The sequence below is a fragment of the Sediminibacterium goheungense genome, assembly GCF_004361915.1.
Classification (GTDB): Bacteria; Bacteroidota; Bacteroidia; order Chitinophagales; family Chitinophagaceae; genus Sediminibacterium; species Sediminibacterium goheungense.
Genome location: NZ_SNWP01000010.1, coordinates 137,490 through 151,724, shown reverse-complemented (window position 1 = coordinate 151,724; position 14,235 = coordinate 137,490). Strand labels below are relative to the sequence as shown.

Annotated in this window: 14 protein-coding genes; 6 read left to right on the top strand and 8 right to left on the bottom strand. The window is 42.1% G+C overall.

Features of this window, described 5'->3' with window-relative positions; genetic code table 11:
- Nucleotides 1-10: 10 nt before the first annotated feature.
- On the bottom strand, nt 11-409 hold the full coding sequence (locus BC659_RS00685) for a DUF3106 domain-containing protein (RefSeq protein ID WP_133472662.1): 399 nt from the start codon (nt 407-409) through the stop codon (nt 11-13).
- Between the two features lie 180 nt (nt 410-589).
- Entirely contained in the window at nt 590-1,681 is a 1,092-nt protein-coding gene (locus tag BC659_RS00680) for a YCF48-related protein (protein ID WP_133472661.1), read from the bottom strand.
- A 125-nt stretch (nt 1,682-1,806) separates the two neighbouring features.
- Between BC659_RS00680 and BC659_RS00675 the strand changes: the two genes are divergently transcribed.
- Nucleotides 1,807-2,544: a tRNA threonylcarbamoyladenosine dehydratase gene (locus BC659_RS00675; protein WP_133472660.1), complete on the top strand. Its 738-nt coding sequence runs from the start codon at nt 1,807-1,809 to the stop codon at nt 2,542-2,544.
- 160 nt (nt 2,545-2,704) lie between these two features.
- Here BC659_RS00675 and BC659_RS00670 read toward each other — a convergent pair whose 3' ends face one another.
- Entirely contained in the window at nt 2,705-3,871 is a 1,167-nt protein-coding gene (locus tag BC659_RS00670) for an exo-beta-N-acetylmuramidase NamZ family protein (protein ID WP_133472659.1), read from the bottom strand.
- 217 nt (nt 3,872-4,088) lie between these two features.
- Nucleotides 4,089-4,547 carry a YkgJ family cysteine cluster protein gene (locus BC659_RS00665; RefSeq protein ID WP_133472658.1) on the bottom strand — a complete coding sequence of 153 codons (459 nt, stop codon included), beginning with the start codon at nt 4,545-4,547 and terminating at the stop codon, nt 4,089-4,091.
- A gap of 231 nt (nt 4,548-4,778) precedes the next feature.
- Between BC659_RS00665 and BC659_RS00660 the strand changes: the two genes are divergently transcribed.
- From BC659_RS00660 to BC659_RS00645, 4 genes are read left to right on the top strand one after another with little or no spacing between them, the layout of a single operon-like run.
- Nucleotides 4,779-6,659, top strand: coding sequence for a DNA topoisomerase IV subunit B (locus tag BC659_RS00660; RefSeq protein WP_133472657.1), 1,881 nt, complete (start codon nt 4,779-4,781; stop codon nt 6,657-6,659).
- 30 nt (nt 6,660-6,689) lie between these two features.
- On the top strand, nt 6,690-7,520 hold the full coding sequence (locus tag BC659_RS00655; protein WP_133472656.1) for a DUF1835 domain-containing protein: 831 nt from the start codon (nt 6,690-6,692) through the stop codon (nt 7,518-7,520).
- A gap of 10 nt (nt 7,521-7,530) precedes the next feature.
- Nucleotides 7,531-7,902, top strand: coding sequence for a polysaccharide biosynthesis C-terminal domain-containing protein (locus BC659_RS00650; protein WP_133472655.1), 372 nt, complete (start codon nt 7,531-7,533; stop codon nt 7,900-7,902).
- A 20-nt stretch (nt 7,903-7,922) separates the two neighbouring features.
- Complete coding sequence (locus tag BC659_RS00645; RefSeq protein ID WP_133472654.1) at nt 7,923-10,439, top strand: DNA gyrase/topoisomerase IV subunit A; 2,517 nt, start codon at nt 7,923-7,925, stop codon at nt 10,437-10,439.
- Nucleotides 10,440-10,476: 37 nt separating this feature from the next.
- Here BC659_RS00645 and BC659_RS00640 read toward each other — a convergent pair whose 3' ends face one another.
- On the bottom strand, nt 10,477-11,403 hold the full coding sequence (locus BC659_RS00640; RefSeq protein WP_133472653.1) for a hypothetical protein: 927 nt from the start codon (nt 11,401-11,403) through the stop codon (nt 10,477-10,479).
- 139 nt (nt 11,404-11,542) lie between these two features.
- Here BC659_RS00640 and BC659_RS00635 point away from each other — a divergent pair, with 139 nt between their 5' ends.
- Nucleotides 11,543-12,388 (top strand): CvfB family protein, encoded by an 846-nt coding sequence (locus BC659_RS00635; RefSeq protein ID WP_133472652.1) that lies wholly within the window; start codon nt 11,543-11,545, stop codon nt 12,386-12,388.
- Here BC659_RS00635 and BC659_RS00630 read toward each other — a convergent pair.
- The 3 genes from BC659_RS00630 to BC659_RS00620 all read right to left on the bottom strand — a co-directional run bounded on the left by BC659_RS00630 (nt 12,385) and on the right by BC659_RS00620 (nt 14,222).
- Nucleotides 12,385-13,053, bottom strand: coding sequence for a hypothetical protein (locus BC659_RS00630; RefSeq protein ID WP_133472651.1), 669 nt, complete (start codon nt 13,051-13,053; stop codon nt 12,385-12,387). The genes BC659_RS00635 and BC659_RS00630 overlap by 4 nt on opposite strands.
- 14 nt (nt 13,054-13,067) lie before the next feature.
- Nucleotides 13,068-13,742 carry a hypothetical protein gene (locus BC659_RS00625; RefSeq protein WP_133472650.1) on the bottom strand — a complete coding sequence of 225 codons (675 nt, stop codon included), beginning with the start codon at nt 13,740-13,742 and terminating at the stop codon, nt 13,068-13,070.
- 63 nt (nt 13,743-13,805) lie between these two features.
- A complete protein-coding gene (locus BC659_RS00620) occupies nt 13,806-14,222 on the bottom strand; it encodes a hypothetical protein (protein WP_133472649.1) in 417 nt (138 codons plus the stop codon).
- Nucleotides 14,223-14,235: the final 13 nt, after the last annotated feature.

Sequence of the window (14,235 nt, the reverse complement as noted above, 5' to 3'; positions counted from 1 at the left end):
CCGTATAACCTTATTCAGAATCTTTTCTGGCCTCTTTTACACGATGTCTCAGTGCTTTCCTTTCACGGGGCGATAAACTGTCTGCGCGGTTCTTCATTCTTTCTTTTACCTGCGCCTTCTGTTCCGGTGATAACTCATCAAAACGCTTACGCATTTTTTCACGCTGTTCTTTTTTCTGCTCAGGAGAGAGACTGTCGTATCGTGCCTTTAATTCTTTTCTTTTCTCCGGTGACATACGCTCGCCACGATCTTTTCTGAACTCGGCAATTTTGGCTTTTTGTTCCGGACTGAGACTATCTGCACGGTGACGAACTTTTTGTCTTGCTTCATTACCTGTCTGTGCTTTTACTTCCTGCTGCAAAACAGCTATACTGAAAATACTGCAGCAAATGAGGATGGCTTTTTTCATGTTTATGAGGTTTTATTAAACATGAGACTGTATGTTTTTTTTGAAGTTTAAAACACTTTTATGCTTTTAGCCACTTTAACATTTATACGTCAAAAAACTTTTGTGTTCCTCTGTGTATTCAGTGGCCATTATATAAATATGCTTTGCCACAGAATACACAGGAAGGCATAGCGGTATTGTTTAGGGAAGAATCAGTTTTGCAATGCGGCCACCACCACCTGCCATAAAAATGGCTTTTCCGTTTCTTGCTTTTTGTACCACATGAAAACTTTCTCTGGAAATCAGTTGCCAGTTTTTACCGCCATCTTTTGAAATATCGATACCCGAAGTGCCGCAAGCTACAAGGGTATTGGCATCCAGATAAATAACACAGGAGCGGTAACCATGCGGCATCGTATTGGGTACAGAGTAAACAGGTTTGCCTGTTGCAAAAGAAACCAGCACACAATTGTTGGCACCAATACTATCTTTTGCAAAATCGCCCCCCACAATCACGGCCGATTTGGTTGGGTTGTATACATCAATCGAGTTGGCACCTGTGGATGTACCGCCCTGCATCAGTGCCAGCGAATCGTTGAAGTTGTGTAGTGTTAGATCTTTTAGTCTTGCCTTGCTGCCCCCCGTAACCAGTAATGTGGGAGAGGCATCGTTCCAACTGGTAAGCTTTACATTGGTACCGCTGGAGGCAAACATGGCTTCTGTATCGTTTACCCATCTTACATCATCTTTTGATTCAGGTTTGGGCATTACCTGCCAGGTATCACCTGCATCAAATGACATGGCCACAAATAATTTTCCGTGGATGGGATCGCCCACCACCATCAGGGTAGGTGTTGCTGTTGAAGCATTCTGTTTTTTTTTCCCCTGATAAGCGTTGATGCGCATATCCATGGCATCCAGAAACATGCCTTTGGTGGTGTCTTCAAAAACTTTGGTCCAGTTTTTTCCGCCGTCTTTGGTTTTTAAAATGACGGCGGGCTCTGCAATGGCCATGATGATGGCTGTTTCTGCATCAATGGCTTCTATATCCCTGAAATCTCTTTTCTCATAACCCTGAACCGGAATGGTCTCCAGTGTATTACCACCATCCAGCGATCTTACCACCGTACCATTACTGCCACTGACCCAGAAAACCTTATCATTTACCACGCTTAACCCTCTGTAGCTGATGCGCTTCCCCCCGTCAAGTATGGTAACAGGAGATGTCTGTGCAAAAGCAGTAAAAGAAATCAATACCAGCCCCAGACCAATAATTATTTTATAAAACCGCATAGGAACTACATTTTTGTACCTGAAAAAAATTATCCATAGGATGTCAAATCAGGTGAAAGTTAAGTGTTGCTCACCAAAATACATAAACTACATCTGACATCTGACATCTGCCATCTGACATTCTTATGATTCCATACTGGATGAGCCGTACCCAGCTCTTATTGGGTGATGAACCGATTGAAAAACTGATGACCAAAAATGTATTGGTGGTAGGTTTGGGTGGTGTAGGGGGTATCTGTGCCGAAATGATTGCAAGGGCGGGGGTCGGTAAAATGACCATTGTGGATGCCGATACCGTTGACCTGAGCAATTGCAACCGTCAGATTCCGGCCTTACATTCGAAAGCAGGTAAACTGAAAGCAGAAGTGATGGCCGAACGTTTGAAAGATATCAATCCCGATCTCGATCTCACAGTGCTTACAGAATTCATCCGCGATGAACGTACCAATGAAATCCTCGATCAGGGTGGGTTTGATTATGCGGTAGATTGTATCGATACACTTTCACCAAAAGTCTATTTTATCAAAGCCTGTATAGACCGAAAGATACCCATTGTAAGTTCGCTGGGGGCAGGTGGCAAGGTAGATCCCTCGCAGGTGGTGATAACTGATATTTCGAAAACACATCAGTGTAACCTTGCCCGCTATGTAAGAAAACGTTTACATGAACTGGGTATTTATAAAGGCGTTAAAGTAATATTCAGCGGCGAAAGGGTAGACCAGAGCCGTATCATTGAAACAGAAAAAGCCTATCCCAAAAAATCCATCATCGGCACCATCAGTTATATGCCCGCCATCTTCGGCTGTATGGCAGCGAGTGTGGTGGTGAGGGATCTTAGTGAGTCAGTAGTCAGTAGTCAGTAGTCAGTAGTGAGCAGGTAATGGACAATGGACAATGGACAATGGACAATGGACAATGGACAATGGACAATGGACAATGGACAATGGACAATGGACAATCTAAGATTAACTGAGTAAGATACAAAATATTCTACACTCACTACTCACTACTCACCATTCACCCTTAGTACAACAAATACCTGCTCACTTCTGCGCTCCATTCCCTGCAGCTCGTTAATCTGGTGGCGGCGGCAATGAAGGCGGGGACGGGGAGATCGAAGAGGGCCTCGCTATCGGAAATGCCCAGTAATTTATCGAGATGTCCTTTGCCTGTTGGATTGACAGCGGTTGGATAAGTTGCCCAGTTGAACTGAGATGGATGCAGGCTTTTGATCAGCTTAATCAAAAGCATTCCATTCATTACGGCATTAAAACAGGAGGAGTCATCTACCTGCATATGCACGGCATGGCATAACTCATTTACAAACTTGCTGTGAACAGGTGTAAACTGAACAACACTGGCAGCCATTTCACCTCCCGACATATTATTCAGCATATCGGCTACTACAGCAGCATTGAGCCAGGGTGTTCCGGCTGCTTCAAAACTAAAATCAGTGCCACGTCCTTCACTGATATTAGTAGCTTCCAGCAAACAAAGACCAGGATACAGGAGCATGGATTGAAAACTTTGTATAGCCGGTGAAGTGGGTACAAATGGAATTTGCCAGTCTGGCTGAAACATTTCTCTTTTCCAGCCGCTGCATTTTATCACTTCTATCTCAGCGCCGATCTTTCTCTGGTCATTAAAATACAGAGCCAGTTCTCCCATGGTACAGGAATGCCTGATGGGCATGGGCCATCTGCCGATAAAAGAACTGTTTGCTTCCGTAAGCATGGGTCCTTCACATAACTGCATATTACCCGATACGGGATTGGGCCGATCCAGTAGGATTAATTTCTTTCCGCCGGCGGCGGCAGCTTCCAATATATAGGTGAGTGTCCAGAGATAGGTGTAAAAGCGACTGCCGATATCGGGGATATCAAAAAGGAGGATATCTATTTCTGCGAGATGACCGGCATCGGGAGCCAGTCGCTCACCATAGAGGCTTATGACGGGCAAGCCGGTACGCGCATCCCGGCCATCTTTCATCGGGTGCCCGTCTGCACCCCGAACATCCAGGCCATGTTCAGGAGAAAAGAGACAGGTAATATTAAATCCTGCTTTCAGTAAAGCCTCTCTGGAAAAGGCACCAGAACGGGTAGTAGCCGCTTCATTGGTAACCATACCCATGCGTAATTCCTTCCATGAAGGCGATTGTTGCAGTAAATGATCTATACCGAAAAATAGCATGGGGATTTTTTGATGGCAGATCGCAGATGTCAGATGTCAGATGTCTGATGTCTGATATGATTTATTGAACGTAAAGATGCAGTAAATACAGCAGTCCGCCATTCAAAAGTCAAAATTCAAAAATCAAAAAAATAAAATCCGCGATCAGACATCCGACATCAAATCTGACATCTGCGATCTGCGATCTGACATCCCATATCAAATCCGCGATCCGCGATCAGACATCAGACATTTGCTCTTTCATCGCTTCAACAATATTAAAAATGATGGGGCATCTTCCGTAGTGCATGAGGGTGGTGAAAAGTCTTTTGCTGAAACCAGGAAGATGCATGGCAGGAAATTCGCGGCAGCCATCGAAACGAAATTCGTAAACGGAACATTTTTTTTCGGTGAGGAAAGAGCAGGGGATGGCATTCATTATCATCATGCCATTGCTTCCTTTTTCCAGGTATTGATGATCGAAATCTGTTCTGCTAAGGGCAAGGTGGTTGGTAAGGCGATTCGCTTCTCCTTCTTCTACATTGATCAGTAAAGTTTTACAACAGTTGCCACAAACAGTGCAGTCTATTCTGGGACTGATATCCTGGTTTAACTTGTGAACCATCTGATCGATTACCAAAGGGTCCATTTCTTTCACATTATGGGCAAAAAGGTCGTTTTCGGCTTCCCTGTCCAATGCCAGTGAGGCGATTTGTTCCAGGTTTTCTAAAAGGTATTTTGGGGGCTTTTCTATCCTGTAAAGGTACGAAATTCTGATAAATCAACATTTTAAGGTCTTTTATCCACATCAAAAGCCGTATTGTAGAAAAGTAAAATTGTACCGGGAGTTGAGGTGGTTAGATTTGCGGGTTGAGAAACAGGCGTTTTCCCGGTTTAGCGGGAAAGCAACCCATAAAACAGATTGCAAATGGCTGAACAGAAGAATTTGAATGAGTATAATGAAGATTCCATACGGTCGCTTGATTGGCGTGAACATATCCGTCTTCGTCCGGGTATGTATATTGGAAAATTAGGAGATGGTTCTGCAACAGATGATGGTATTTATGTACTGGTGAAAGAAGTACTGGATAACTGTATCGATGAACATACCATGGGTTTTGGTAAGCAGGTGGAAATTACCATTGAAGGTAAGCAGGTAACCATCCGTGATTATGGACGTGGTATTCCCCTGGGGAAAGTGGTGGATGTGGTTAGTAAAATTAATACAGGTGCCAAATACGATAGTAAGGCTTTCCAGAAAAGTGTGGGTTTGAACGGTGTGGGTACCAAAGCGGTGAATGCATTGAGTCAATATTTCAAAGTAACTTCTCACCGCGATGGGGTAGCGAAGATTGCAGAATTTGAAAGAGGCGTACTCGTTAAGGAACACAAAGAGCAAAAGACAACAGAGGCTAATGGCACACTGGTTACTTTTATTCCGGACGAAACCGTATTCCGCAACTTTCATTTCATACATGAATACCTTGATAGCCAGCTATGGAACTATTGTTACCTGAATGCAGGGCTATCGATTCATTTCAACGGTAAAAAATATGTGAGCAAAAATGGTTTGCTCGATCTGTTGGAACGTAAAACCAATGCAGATGAATTACGTTACCCCATCATTCACCTGAAAGGGGAAGACATTGAAGTAGCGGTTTCGCACAACAATGATTATGGTGAAGATATCTTCTCCTTTGTTAACGGTCAGTACACCACACAGGGTGGTACCCACCAACAGGCATTCAGGGAAGCGTATATTAAAGTGATCCGCGACTTCTATAAAAAAGATTATGATGCGGCAGATATCCGGGGCAGTATTGTTGCTGCCATATCGGTGCGTGTACAGGAACCTGTTTTTGAAAGTCAGACCAAGACCAAGCTGGGTTCCCAGAATGTATATGAGGGCGGGCCAACGATGAAGAAATTTGTGGAAGAATTTCTGGCCAAAGAACTGGATAACTACCTGCACAGGAACCCGGCCGTGGCCGATGCCCTGCGCAAAAGGATTGAACAGAGTGAAAGGGAAAGAAAGGAACTGGCAGGTATTAAAAAGCTGGCGAATGAAAGAGCCAAGAAAGCCAATCTGCACAATAAAAAATTACGCGACTGCCGTGTACACCTCAATGATGATCTTCCGGCCAAAAACAAGGAAGAGTTTATTGCCCTCCAGAAAAACAGTACCATTTTTATTACCGAGGGGGATAGCGCCAGTGGTAGTATTACCAAATCCAGAAATGTAGATACGCAGGCAGTATTCAGTTTGCGTGGTAAGCCACTCAATGCTTATGGACTCACTAAAAAAGTGGTATATGAAAATGAAGAGTTCAACCTCTTACAACACGCATTGAACATTGAAGATGGCATGGAAGGTTTGCGTTACAATAATATTGTAATTGCTACCGATGCCGATGTGGATGGTATGCATATCCGTTTGTTGATGATGACCTTCTTTCTTCAATTTTTCCCTGATCTGGTAAAAAGAGGTCATGTCTACATACTCGAAACACCTTTATTCCGGGTAAGAAACAAACAGGAAACCATTTACTGTTATGATGAAACGGAAAAACAGGCTGCTGTATCGAAATTGGGCAATAAACCGGAGATCACCCGTTTTAAAGGATTGGGTGAAATTTCTCCGGAAGAGTTTGGTCGTTTTATCGGGGAAGAAATGCGTGTACAACCTGTGATTCTCGAACAGGGCGATCATATTCAGCAATTGCTGGAATATTATATGGGTAAGAATACCATGGAAAGACAGGAGTTTATTATCAATAACCTGAAAGTGGAACTGGATCTGGTTGATTAATTCATTCACAGAAGCAAGAAAAAATAAAAGATGATTCATATTGTATTTGAAACAGCCAATGTAAATGCCTTACAGCAGGCCATCGAACTGGATGAAAGTTTGCAGGGAACTGTTGCAGAGATTAAAGACGATTATGCGGTAGGTCCTTTGGGCGATATTTATGAAACCGAAGGTTATCAGGCAAGGCGCGACTGGTGGAAGAACCTGCTTGAATATTCGCCTTATACAGAACAGATCAACCTAGTAGATGATAAACTTACTGTACATCAGTTATTGAAACAACTGGATGAAGAGCCTGAGACAGAAGTATGGATATGGATGGCCCAGAATGCACATGACGTATGTGGTTATTACTGGTTGATGAGTCAGTTGAAAGAATACCAGGGTCGTGTGCAGGTACTGTACCTCAACAATCTTCCTTTTATCAATGAAAAGGGGCAGCTATTTTATCCTTCCTACTTGCATGAAATTCAACCCAAAGAATTTCTGAAAGCCAAAAAACTGGCTCGTCCGATAACCCTCAGTGAGTTTGAAGTAGATCCGGATGAATGGAAAAAACTCTGCCAGGACGGTTCTTTTGTTCGTTTTCTGGAAGGGGGCAAAAAAATAACCGGAAAGGAATTGAATTTCTTTGATAAGGATATTCTTGCCCATATTACAGGCGAATTTCAAAAGCTCAATAAAATCATTTCCAATACACTTTCAAAGATGAAAGTGAAAACAGGGGATGTGTTTCTGGTATGGCGCATACGTGAAATGGTGGCAGAAGGTAAACTGGAAGCCGCAGGCGACTGGAATAAGGGCTGGAAAGAAATCACCGTAAAAACAGCTGCAGCTGCCGCAACTGCGGAAACAGTATAATCAGTTGGTTATGGTAGAAGTGATTCCGGTACATCAGGTTGCAGAGGATGAAAGAGGTGCCACGCATTTTTTTCATACAGACCGAACAGGACAATTTATCATTGCTTACCGGAAAGCGGGTAGTGCGAGTGGGAGACATTATCATAAAGGAACGGCTCCGCAAAAGAATCCCGAACAGATTATTATTATGCAGGGGGAAGCAACGGTGAACTGGCTGGATGTAAGGAGTAATGAGAAGGGAACGGTACAGGTAAAAGCACCATCTATGGTCATCATTCAACCATGGGCATGGCATGAAGTAATAGCGAATACAGATATCATCGTGTTTGAATTGAATGGACTGGAAGATGCAAAAGACGATACTTTCAGATTGGAACAGTAGCGATCACAAACGAAGTTGACATGGCGAAAGAAAAACAACCGAACAGAATTTTTGAAAATGAAACAGGTGTGCAGGGACAATACCGTAACTGGTTTCTTGACTATGCCTCCTATGTTATACTGGAGCGGGCCATTCCCGCTATTGAAGATGGTTTAAAGCCTGTACAGCGCCGCATTCTCCATGCCATGAAGGAAATGGACGACGGCCGTTTTAATAAAGTGGCCAATATCATTGGTCAGAGCATGCAGTACCATCCGCATGGTGATGCCAGTATCGGAGATGCACTGGTTAACCTCGGACAAAAGGACCTGCTGATTGAAACACAGGGTAACTGGGGTGATGTAAGAACCGGTGATGAAGCAGCTGCATCAAGGTATATCGAAGCCCGCTTATCGAAATTTGCACTGGATGTTGCTTTTAACCCTAAAACCACCACCTGGCAATTAAGTTATGATGGCAGAAAAAATGAACCGGTAACCTTACCGATGAAATTTCCTTTGCTGCTGGCACAGGGTGCGGATGGTATTGCTGTGGGATTGTCTACCAAATTGTTGCCCCATAATTTCTGTGAACTCATTGATGCTTCTATCAAATACCTCAAAGGAAAGAAGTTTGAAATATTCCCCGATTTTCAGACAGGAGGTATGATTGATGTGGCCAATTATAATGAAGGTAAGAGAGGAGGGAAAGTCAGGGTAAGGGCCCATATTGAGGAGCTGGACAAAAAGACCCTTGTTATACGTGATGTGCCCTATGGTGTAACCACCACCCAGTTAATGGAGAGTATCACCAAGGCCAATGATCAGGGCAAGATTAAAATCAAAAAGGTAACGGATGTTACAGCCAAAGAAGTAGAAATACATATTGATCTGGCTGCCGGCATTTCTCCGGATATTACCATAGATGCATTGTATGCATTTACAGACTGCGAAGTAAGCATTTCTCCCAACGCCTGTGTAATTGTGGATCATAAACCACAGTTCATGAGCGTACACGATCTATTAAAAGTATCTGCTGAAAATACCAAGTCTTTACTGAAACGTGAACTTGAGATTAAACTCAGTGAACTGGAAGATAAATGGCATTATACTTCACTGGAAAAAATCTTCTTTGAAGAGAAAATATATAAGGAACTGGAGCAGAAGCATGCTACCTGGGATGCGGTGATTGAAGCCATTGACAAAGCCTTTACACCCTTTAAGAAAAAACTGAAACGTGCTATTGAGCGGGAAGACATTCTTAAGCTTACAGAGAAACCGGTAAGAAGAATTTACCGGTTGGATATTAATGAACTGAATGAGCAGATCAAATCAATTGAAGCAGACATCAAACAGGTGCAGTATGACCTGGAGCACCTGACTGATTTCGCAGTGGCTTATTTTGAAAACCTCCTGAAGAAATATGGTAAAGGCAGGGAAAGAAAAACGGAGATCAAGGAATTTGATACCATTCAGGTAAAACAGGTAGCAATTGCCAATACCAAATTATACATCAACCGTTCCGAAGGGTTTATTGGTACGGGTTTGAAGAAAGATGAATTTCTCTGCGATTGTTCAGACTATGATGATATCATCGCTTTTACAAGAGCCGGCACCATGAAAGTGGTGAAGGTTTCTGATAAGGTATTTATCGGGAAAGACATTTTACACGCTGCTGTGTTCCAGAAAAACGATGAGCGTACCACTTATAATATGATTTATCTGGATGGTGCCACTGGAACCAGTTATGCCAAACGTTTCAATGTAACCGGTATTACGCGAGAAAAAGAGTATGACCTCACAAAAGGGTCTGATAAGAGTAAGGTGCATTATTTTACGGCTAACCTGAATGGTGAGGCAGAAGTGGTAAAAATTGTACTGAGTCCGAATTGTACCGCGCGTAACAAGGAATTTGATTTCTATTTTGAAGAACTGGAGATCAAGGGTAGAAGCAGTATGGGTAATCAGGTAACCAAGTATCCCATCAAAGCCGTAAAACTGAAAGAAGCGGGCAGAAGTACACTGGCAGGTAGAAAGCTGTGGTTTGATGATAAGTTTGGCAGGTTGAATACAGAAGAAAAGGGACAGTACCTGGGAAGTTTTGAAGATGAGAAATTACTGGTTATTTATCACGACGGTTCTTATGAACTTACTGATACAGAGATGACGCAACGCTTTGAACCGGAGAAAATAGCGTTGATCGAAAGATTTGATCCCAATAAAATCATAACGGCAGTATACCTGGATAACGATAAGCGACAGTACAATATCAAGCGATTCAAGATTGAAACAAGTACGCTGAAAACACAGTTCCTCTTTATTAAAGAAGGAGAGGGCAATCGTCTGGAAGCGGTTACCACCGAAGATGAACCTGTATTATCAGTGCAAACCGGTAAAGGTGCACAGGTTCGGAAGGCGAAGTTTAAAGTAGCTAAAATGGTGGAAGTAATGGGTTGGAAAGCAGTAGGGGCCAAGCTTACTGATTTTAATAAGAGCATCGAAATGGAATGGGAGCAGAAACCCAAAGAAGACAATGCGCAACCCGAACTTTTTGAATAATCAACGATGCATATTGAATAAGGAAAGGGTTATTTCCTTATTCAATATGTTTTCTTTTTCGTATTCTGATGGTGGCGGTTTTATTCAGGTCACTGGTGAGTACCAGTTCATGTCTCTTGTCTCCATCATAAATGATAAGTGCAGCTGTATTGGGTGGTACCATTCCAAGGTTTTCAGCAAACATGCTCAGTTCATTGTAGGGCAGCGTACTGTCTAACAGGATGGTTTTTCTGATAGCTCTGTGATCCAGTTTTGATTTAGGGATTAATAAGCGGTTGTTCAGGTAAACAGAAACAGAATCATAGTCGATACTGCCATTGTCATATAGTTCAAGTCGCAAAGGACCTCCTGATACTTCAATTTCGCGAACAAATACTTTTTCTCTCAAGGCATGCATGGAATCTTTACTATCGGCTGCAGTGTGTAGATCTGAGGCAAGGGTATCTTTTGGAGCAGGAACACTGTCGTTTGATACGATCTCATCTGTTGCTTCTTCCGTTATCTGGATGGGAGCAGGTATGGTATCAGTAGAATACCTGAAACGAAACTGAATAGCAGGTGTTGTATAACGGTGTGCCTCATCGCTTTCGAAAGCTCCGTTCAGCAAAGATTCATTCCGGTTAACAATCAATGTAAAATTGCCTTTGAGGATACAGTCGATCCCATTTTTGGTACTTCTCGATAGATAATAAATGAAAGGGATGGGTCTGAGGCTTAATTGCCGGGTGTCCTTAGAAAACTGTCCGCTAAGAGGAACGCTGAATAAACTATCCCGGAAATAATATTGCAATTCACCGGTAACAGTATTGCCTTTCTGTTTTAAAATCATTTCGGCCATATAGGCACTATGCTCACCCGGAACAGTAACTTTACCTACGCCAAACCAATGACCATTTACCTGTTGTGACAATACAATCTGCTTCCAGCACAAAAAAGAAAATACAAATACAATTAGGGGCTTCATCTGCTGCAAAATATTTAAAGCTGCTGGAAGCCAGCCACCAAAGTTGCTAACAGAAGTGGAAAGCTGCGAGGGCCATATATATACTGATTCATTATGGGAAACCAATAAACTGACGTAAATTTGCAGATTACACATGATTATGGAACCTGTTCAGGTAGGAAAATACAATACACTCAAAGTATCCAGAAAAGTAGATTTCGGATATTATCTTGATAATGGCGAAGATGGAATTCTGCTGCCCACCCGTTTCGCACCCAAAGGTTTGAAAACCGGAGATGAAATCACTGTATTTGTGTACCATGATTCTGATAACAGGTTGATTGCCACCACACAAAAAGCCAAAGCCTGTGTGGGCGATATCGTTAAAATGAAAGCCGTGGCCGTAACCAGACAGGGAGCTTTTCTTGACTGGGGCCTGATGAAAGATCTATTTGTGCCTGCATCCAAACAACTGGGCGGTATGCGGGTAGGTGGCGAATACCTGGTGAAACTGTATATCGATGAAATGACGGGCAGGGTAGCGGCTACCGAAAAACTGGAACAGCAGTTGAGTAACGACCAGTTAACCGTAAAAGAAATGGATCAGGTAGACCTACTGGTTTACCGAAAATCAGAACTGGGTTTTGTAGTGATTATTAATAACCTGCATACAGGTATTATACACCAGAATGAAATATTCGGTGATATACAGATCGGAGACCAGTTAAAAGGGTTTATCAAAAAAATATTAGCAGGCAATAAGATTGATGTTGTATTGGGAAAGCCTGGCTTTCAGAAAGTAGAAGATGAAGCCGGCAAAGTGCTGAGGCTTCTCGAAGAAAACAATGGATACCTGCCTTACAACGATAAATCTGCTCCTGAAGATATCTATGACTTCTTTGGTATGAGTAAAAAAACCTTCAAAATGACAACCGGTAATCTTTATAAACAAAGAAAACTGGAGTTTACCCAAACAGGTATTAGGCTGATCGAATCAAACGATTAATTATACACCCGGTCCACATAACGATTCTTATATCTTTCCAATAGTTTGGTTAATTCATACTTATAATCTTCCTGAGAAGGGAGTAGATCTGATCGTACAAAAGAAGAAGTGCTTTGTGTGGTTCCGGAAAGAGAATAACCATGTCTGCTCAGTGAATCTCTGATTATATCGTTAAAAGAATGTAGGGGTCTTTCGTATATCGTTTTGTAAACAGCAACCGGGTGGTAAAACCTATATTGGATGGATTTTTGTTTTTTGGTGTACACCCATAAGGTAAAAGTAAAGGTAGAAGTAGCCGTTTCTGTATACCCATCTCCATTTGCAGTGCGGGTAACAAGGCCCGGCCCGCTACCACCCGGATTTAAAAGTCGAAGATTTTCTACCATAATATTGATCACAATATCAGGGTCCTTGGCAGATAGTTCTTTACCCTCTTTCAGAAAATGAAATACCGATAATAACTGCTGCTGATGCGATTTACCAAGCCTGATTTGTCTGGATGGCTGGTTAAATACGGTCAGGTAGAAATTATAGGTTTTTAAACCATCTGTCATATCTCTTACCGCTCTGTAGATCTTTGCAAAAGCCGAATCATCCTGGGCTTTTGTATTCAGGTGCAGGAAGGTAAATACAGAGAGTACTAACAGCAGTGGTATTTTTTTCATACCTGTTTTTTAATTTAATTATCTACCCGGTCTACATAATAATTGGTAAACTTATCAAGCAGTTTGGATAAAAGCATTTGATAGTCCTCCGGAAACATTTGCAATTCGCCATACTGAGGTGTTTTAATCTGCGCAATGGAAATGGCCTGCGGTTGAGGGTACATGGAATATCCCCTTCTGCTTATGGAATCCCTTATTTCATTGAAGGGAGCGCTCATAGGCATTGCTTTTTCATGCGTAACAATACCGCCCAGATTAAACCTTAATTCTTTTCTGTCTTTGGTATGTATCAGAAAATTTACTTTATAACGATAGGTAACTTTGATAATGTATTGTTCATACCCACCTGATCTTCCATTGGCCAGTACTTTGGGTTCTTCTATCTGCTCATCGTCGATCAGAATGCCGATGATAAAATCAGGCTGGTCAAAATCGATTTTTTTATTCCGCTTTAAAAAATGATACACTTTTGAAAGCCTGCTCTGGTAGGCACCTGTGAGCCTGATTTTATTGGAGGATCCATAAGGAACCAGGTATAAGGCATAGCTTGAAAGCGAATCTGTGATTGCACGGAATGTTTTGTAGTGCTGGATAAAAACAGGATCGGGTTCATTTTCCTGTGCAGATGCCGTATGGCCGATGGTGAGTAATAAACAGCTTACCAGTATAGTTTTTGTTAGCAAACGCATGGCTTTGGGTTGTATACTAAAATACAACAAAACCCATGCCGAAATATCATAAAAAAATAATATCTATCTGCGTTCAATCAGCCAGGTAGTATCAGCGAAAGAACTTGTTCCATTAGGCGCTTTAACCGTTGTGGTACCTATATAATAATTATCGGCAAGTTCCTTTATTTCATAAAAAAGTGTTGTACTCAGGTATACATTTTTCTCTTCAGCCGATTTAGGTCCACCACCCGATAAATAGGTAGCTGCAAAACGGCAATTACCCAGCCATTCTATTTTCCAGTATGTAGTATCCCTGGTTTTTGTGTTGATGTCTTGCTGAATACTATCTATTCTGTTGATAATAATATGTGTGCCCTGTTTTGTGTAACTATGAAATCTTCCTTTTTTTAATTGCGTACAATCGGGTATAGTTGCTGTGAAACCCATGAATACAATACCTGTTACCAGTAAAAAAGGAAGTATCGTGCTTCTATTCAAATACATAGTTCTT

Coding starts and splice junctions, on each gene's coding strand:
- BC659_RS00675 (WP_133472660.1), top strand. CDS start 1,807: ATGATTCCATACTGGATGAGCCGTACCCAGCTCTTATTGGGTGATGAA.
- BC659_RS00635 (WP_133472652.1), top strand. CDS start 11,543: ATGGAACCTGTTCAGGTAGGAAAATACAATACACTCAAAGTATCCAGA.
- BC659_RS00660 (WP_133472657.1), top strand. CDS start 4,779: ATGGCTGAACAGAAGAATTTGAATGAGTATAATGAAGATTCCATACGG.
- BC659_RS00645 (WP_133472654.1), top strand. CDS start 7,923: ATGGCGAAAGAAAAACAACCGAACAGAATTTTTGAAAATGAAACAGGT.
- BC659_RS00650 (WP_133472655.1), top strand. CDS start 7,531: ATGGTAGAAGTGATTCCGGTACATCAGGTTGCAGAGGATGAAAGAGGT.
- BC659_RS00670 (WP_133472659.1), bottom strand. CDS start 3,871: ATGCTATTTTTCGGTATAGATCATTTACTGCAACAATCGCCTTCATGG.
- BC659_RS00625 (WP_133472650.1), bottom strand. CDS start 13,742: ATGCGTTTGCTAACAAAAACTATACTGGTAAGCTGTTTATTACTCACC.
- BC659_RS00630 (WP_133472651.1), bottom strand. CDS start 13,053: ATGAAAAAAATACCACTGCTGTTAGTACTCTCTGTATTTACCTTCCTG.
- BC659_RS00655 (WP_133472656.1), top strand. CDS start 6,690: ATGATTCATATTGTATTTGAAACAGCCAATGTAAATGCCTTACAGCAG.
- BC659_RS00640 (WP_133472653.1), bottom strand. CDS start 11,403: ATGAAGCCCCTAATTGTATTTGTATTTTCTTTTTTGTGCTGGAAGCAG.
- BC659_RS00685 (WP_133472662.1), bottom strand. CDS start 409: ATGAAAAAAGCCATCCTCATTTGCTGCAGTATTTTCAGTATAGCTGTT.
- BC659_RS00680 (WP_133472661.1), bottom strand. CDS start 1,681: ATGCGGTTTTATAAAATAATTATTGGTCTGGGGCTGGTATTGATTTCT.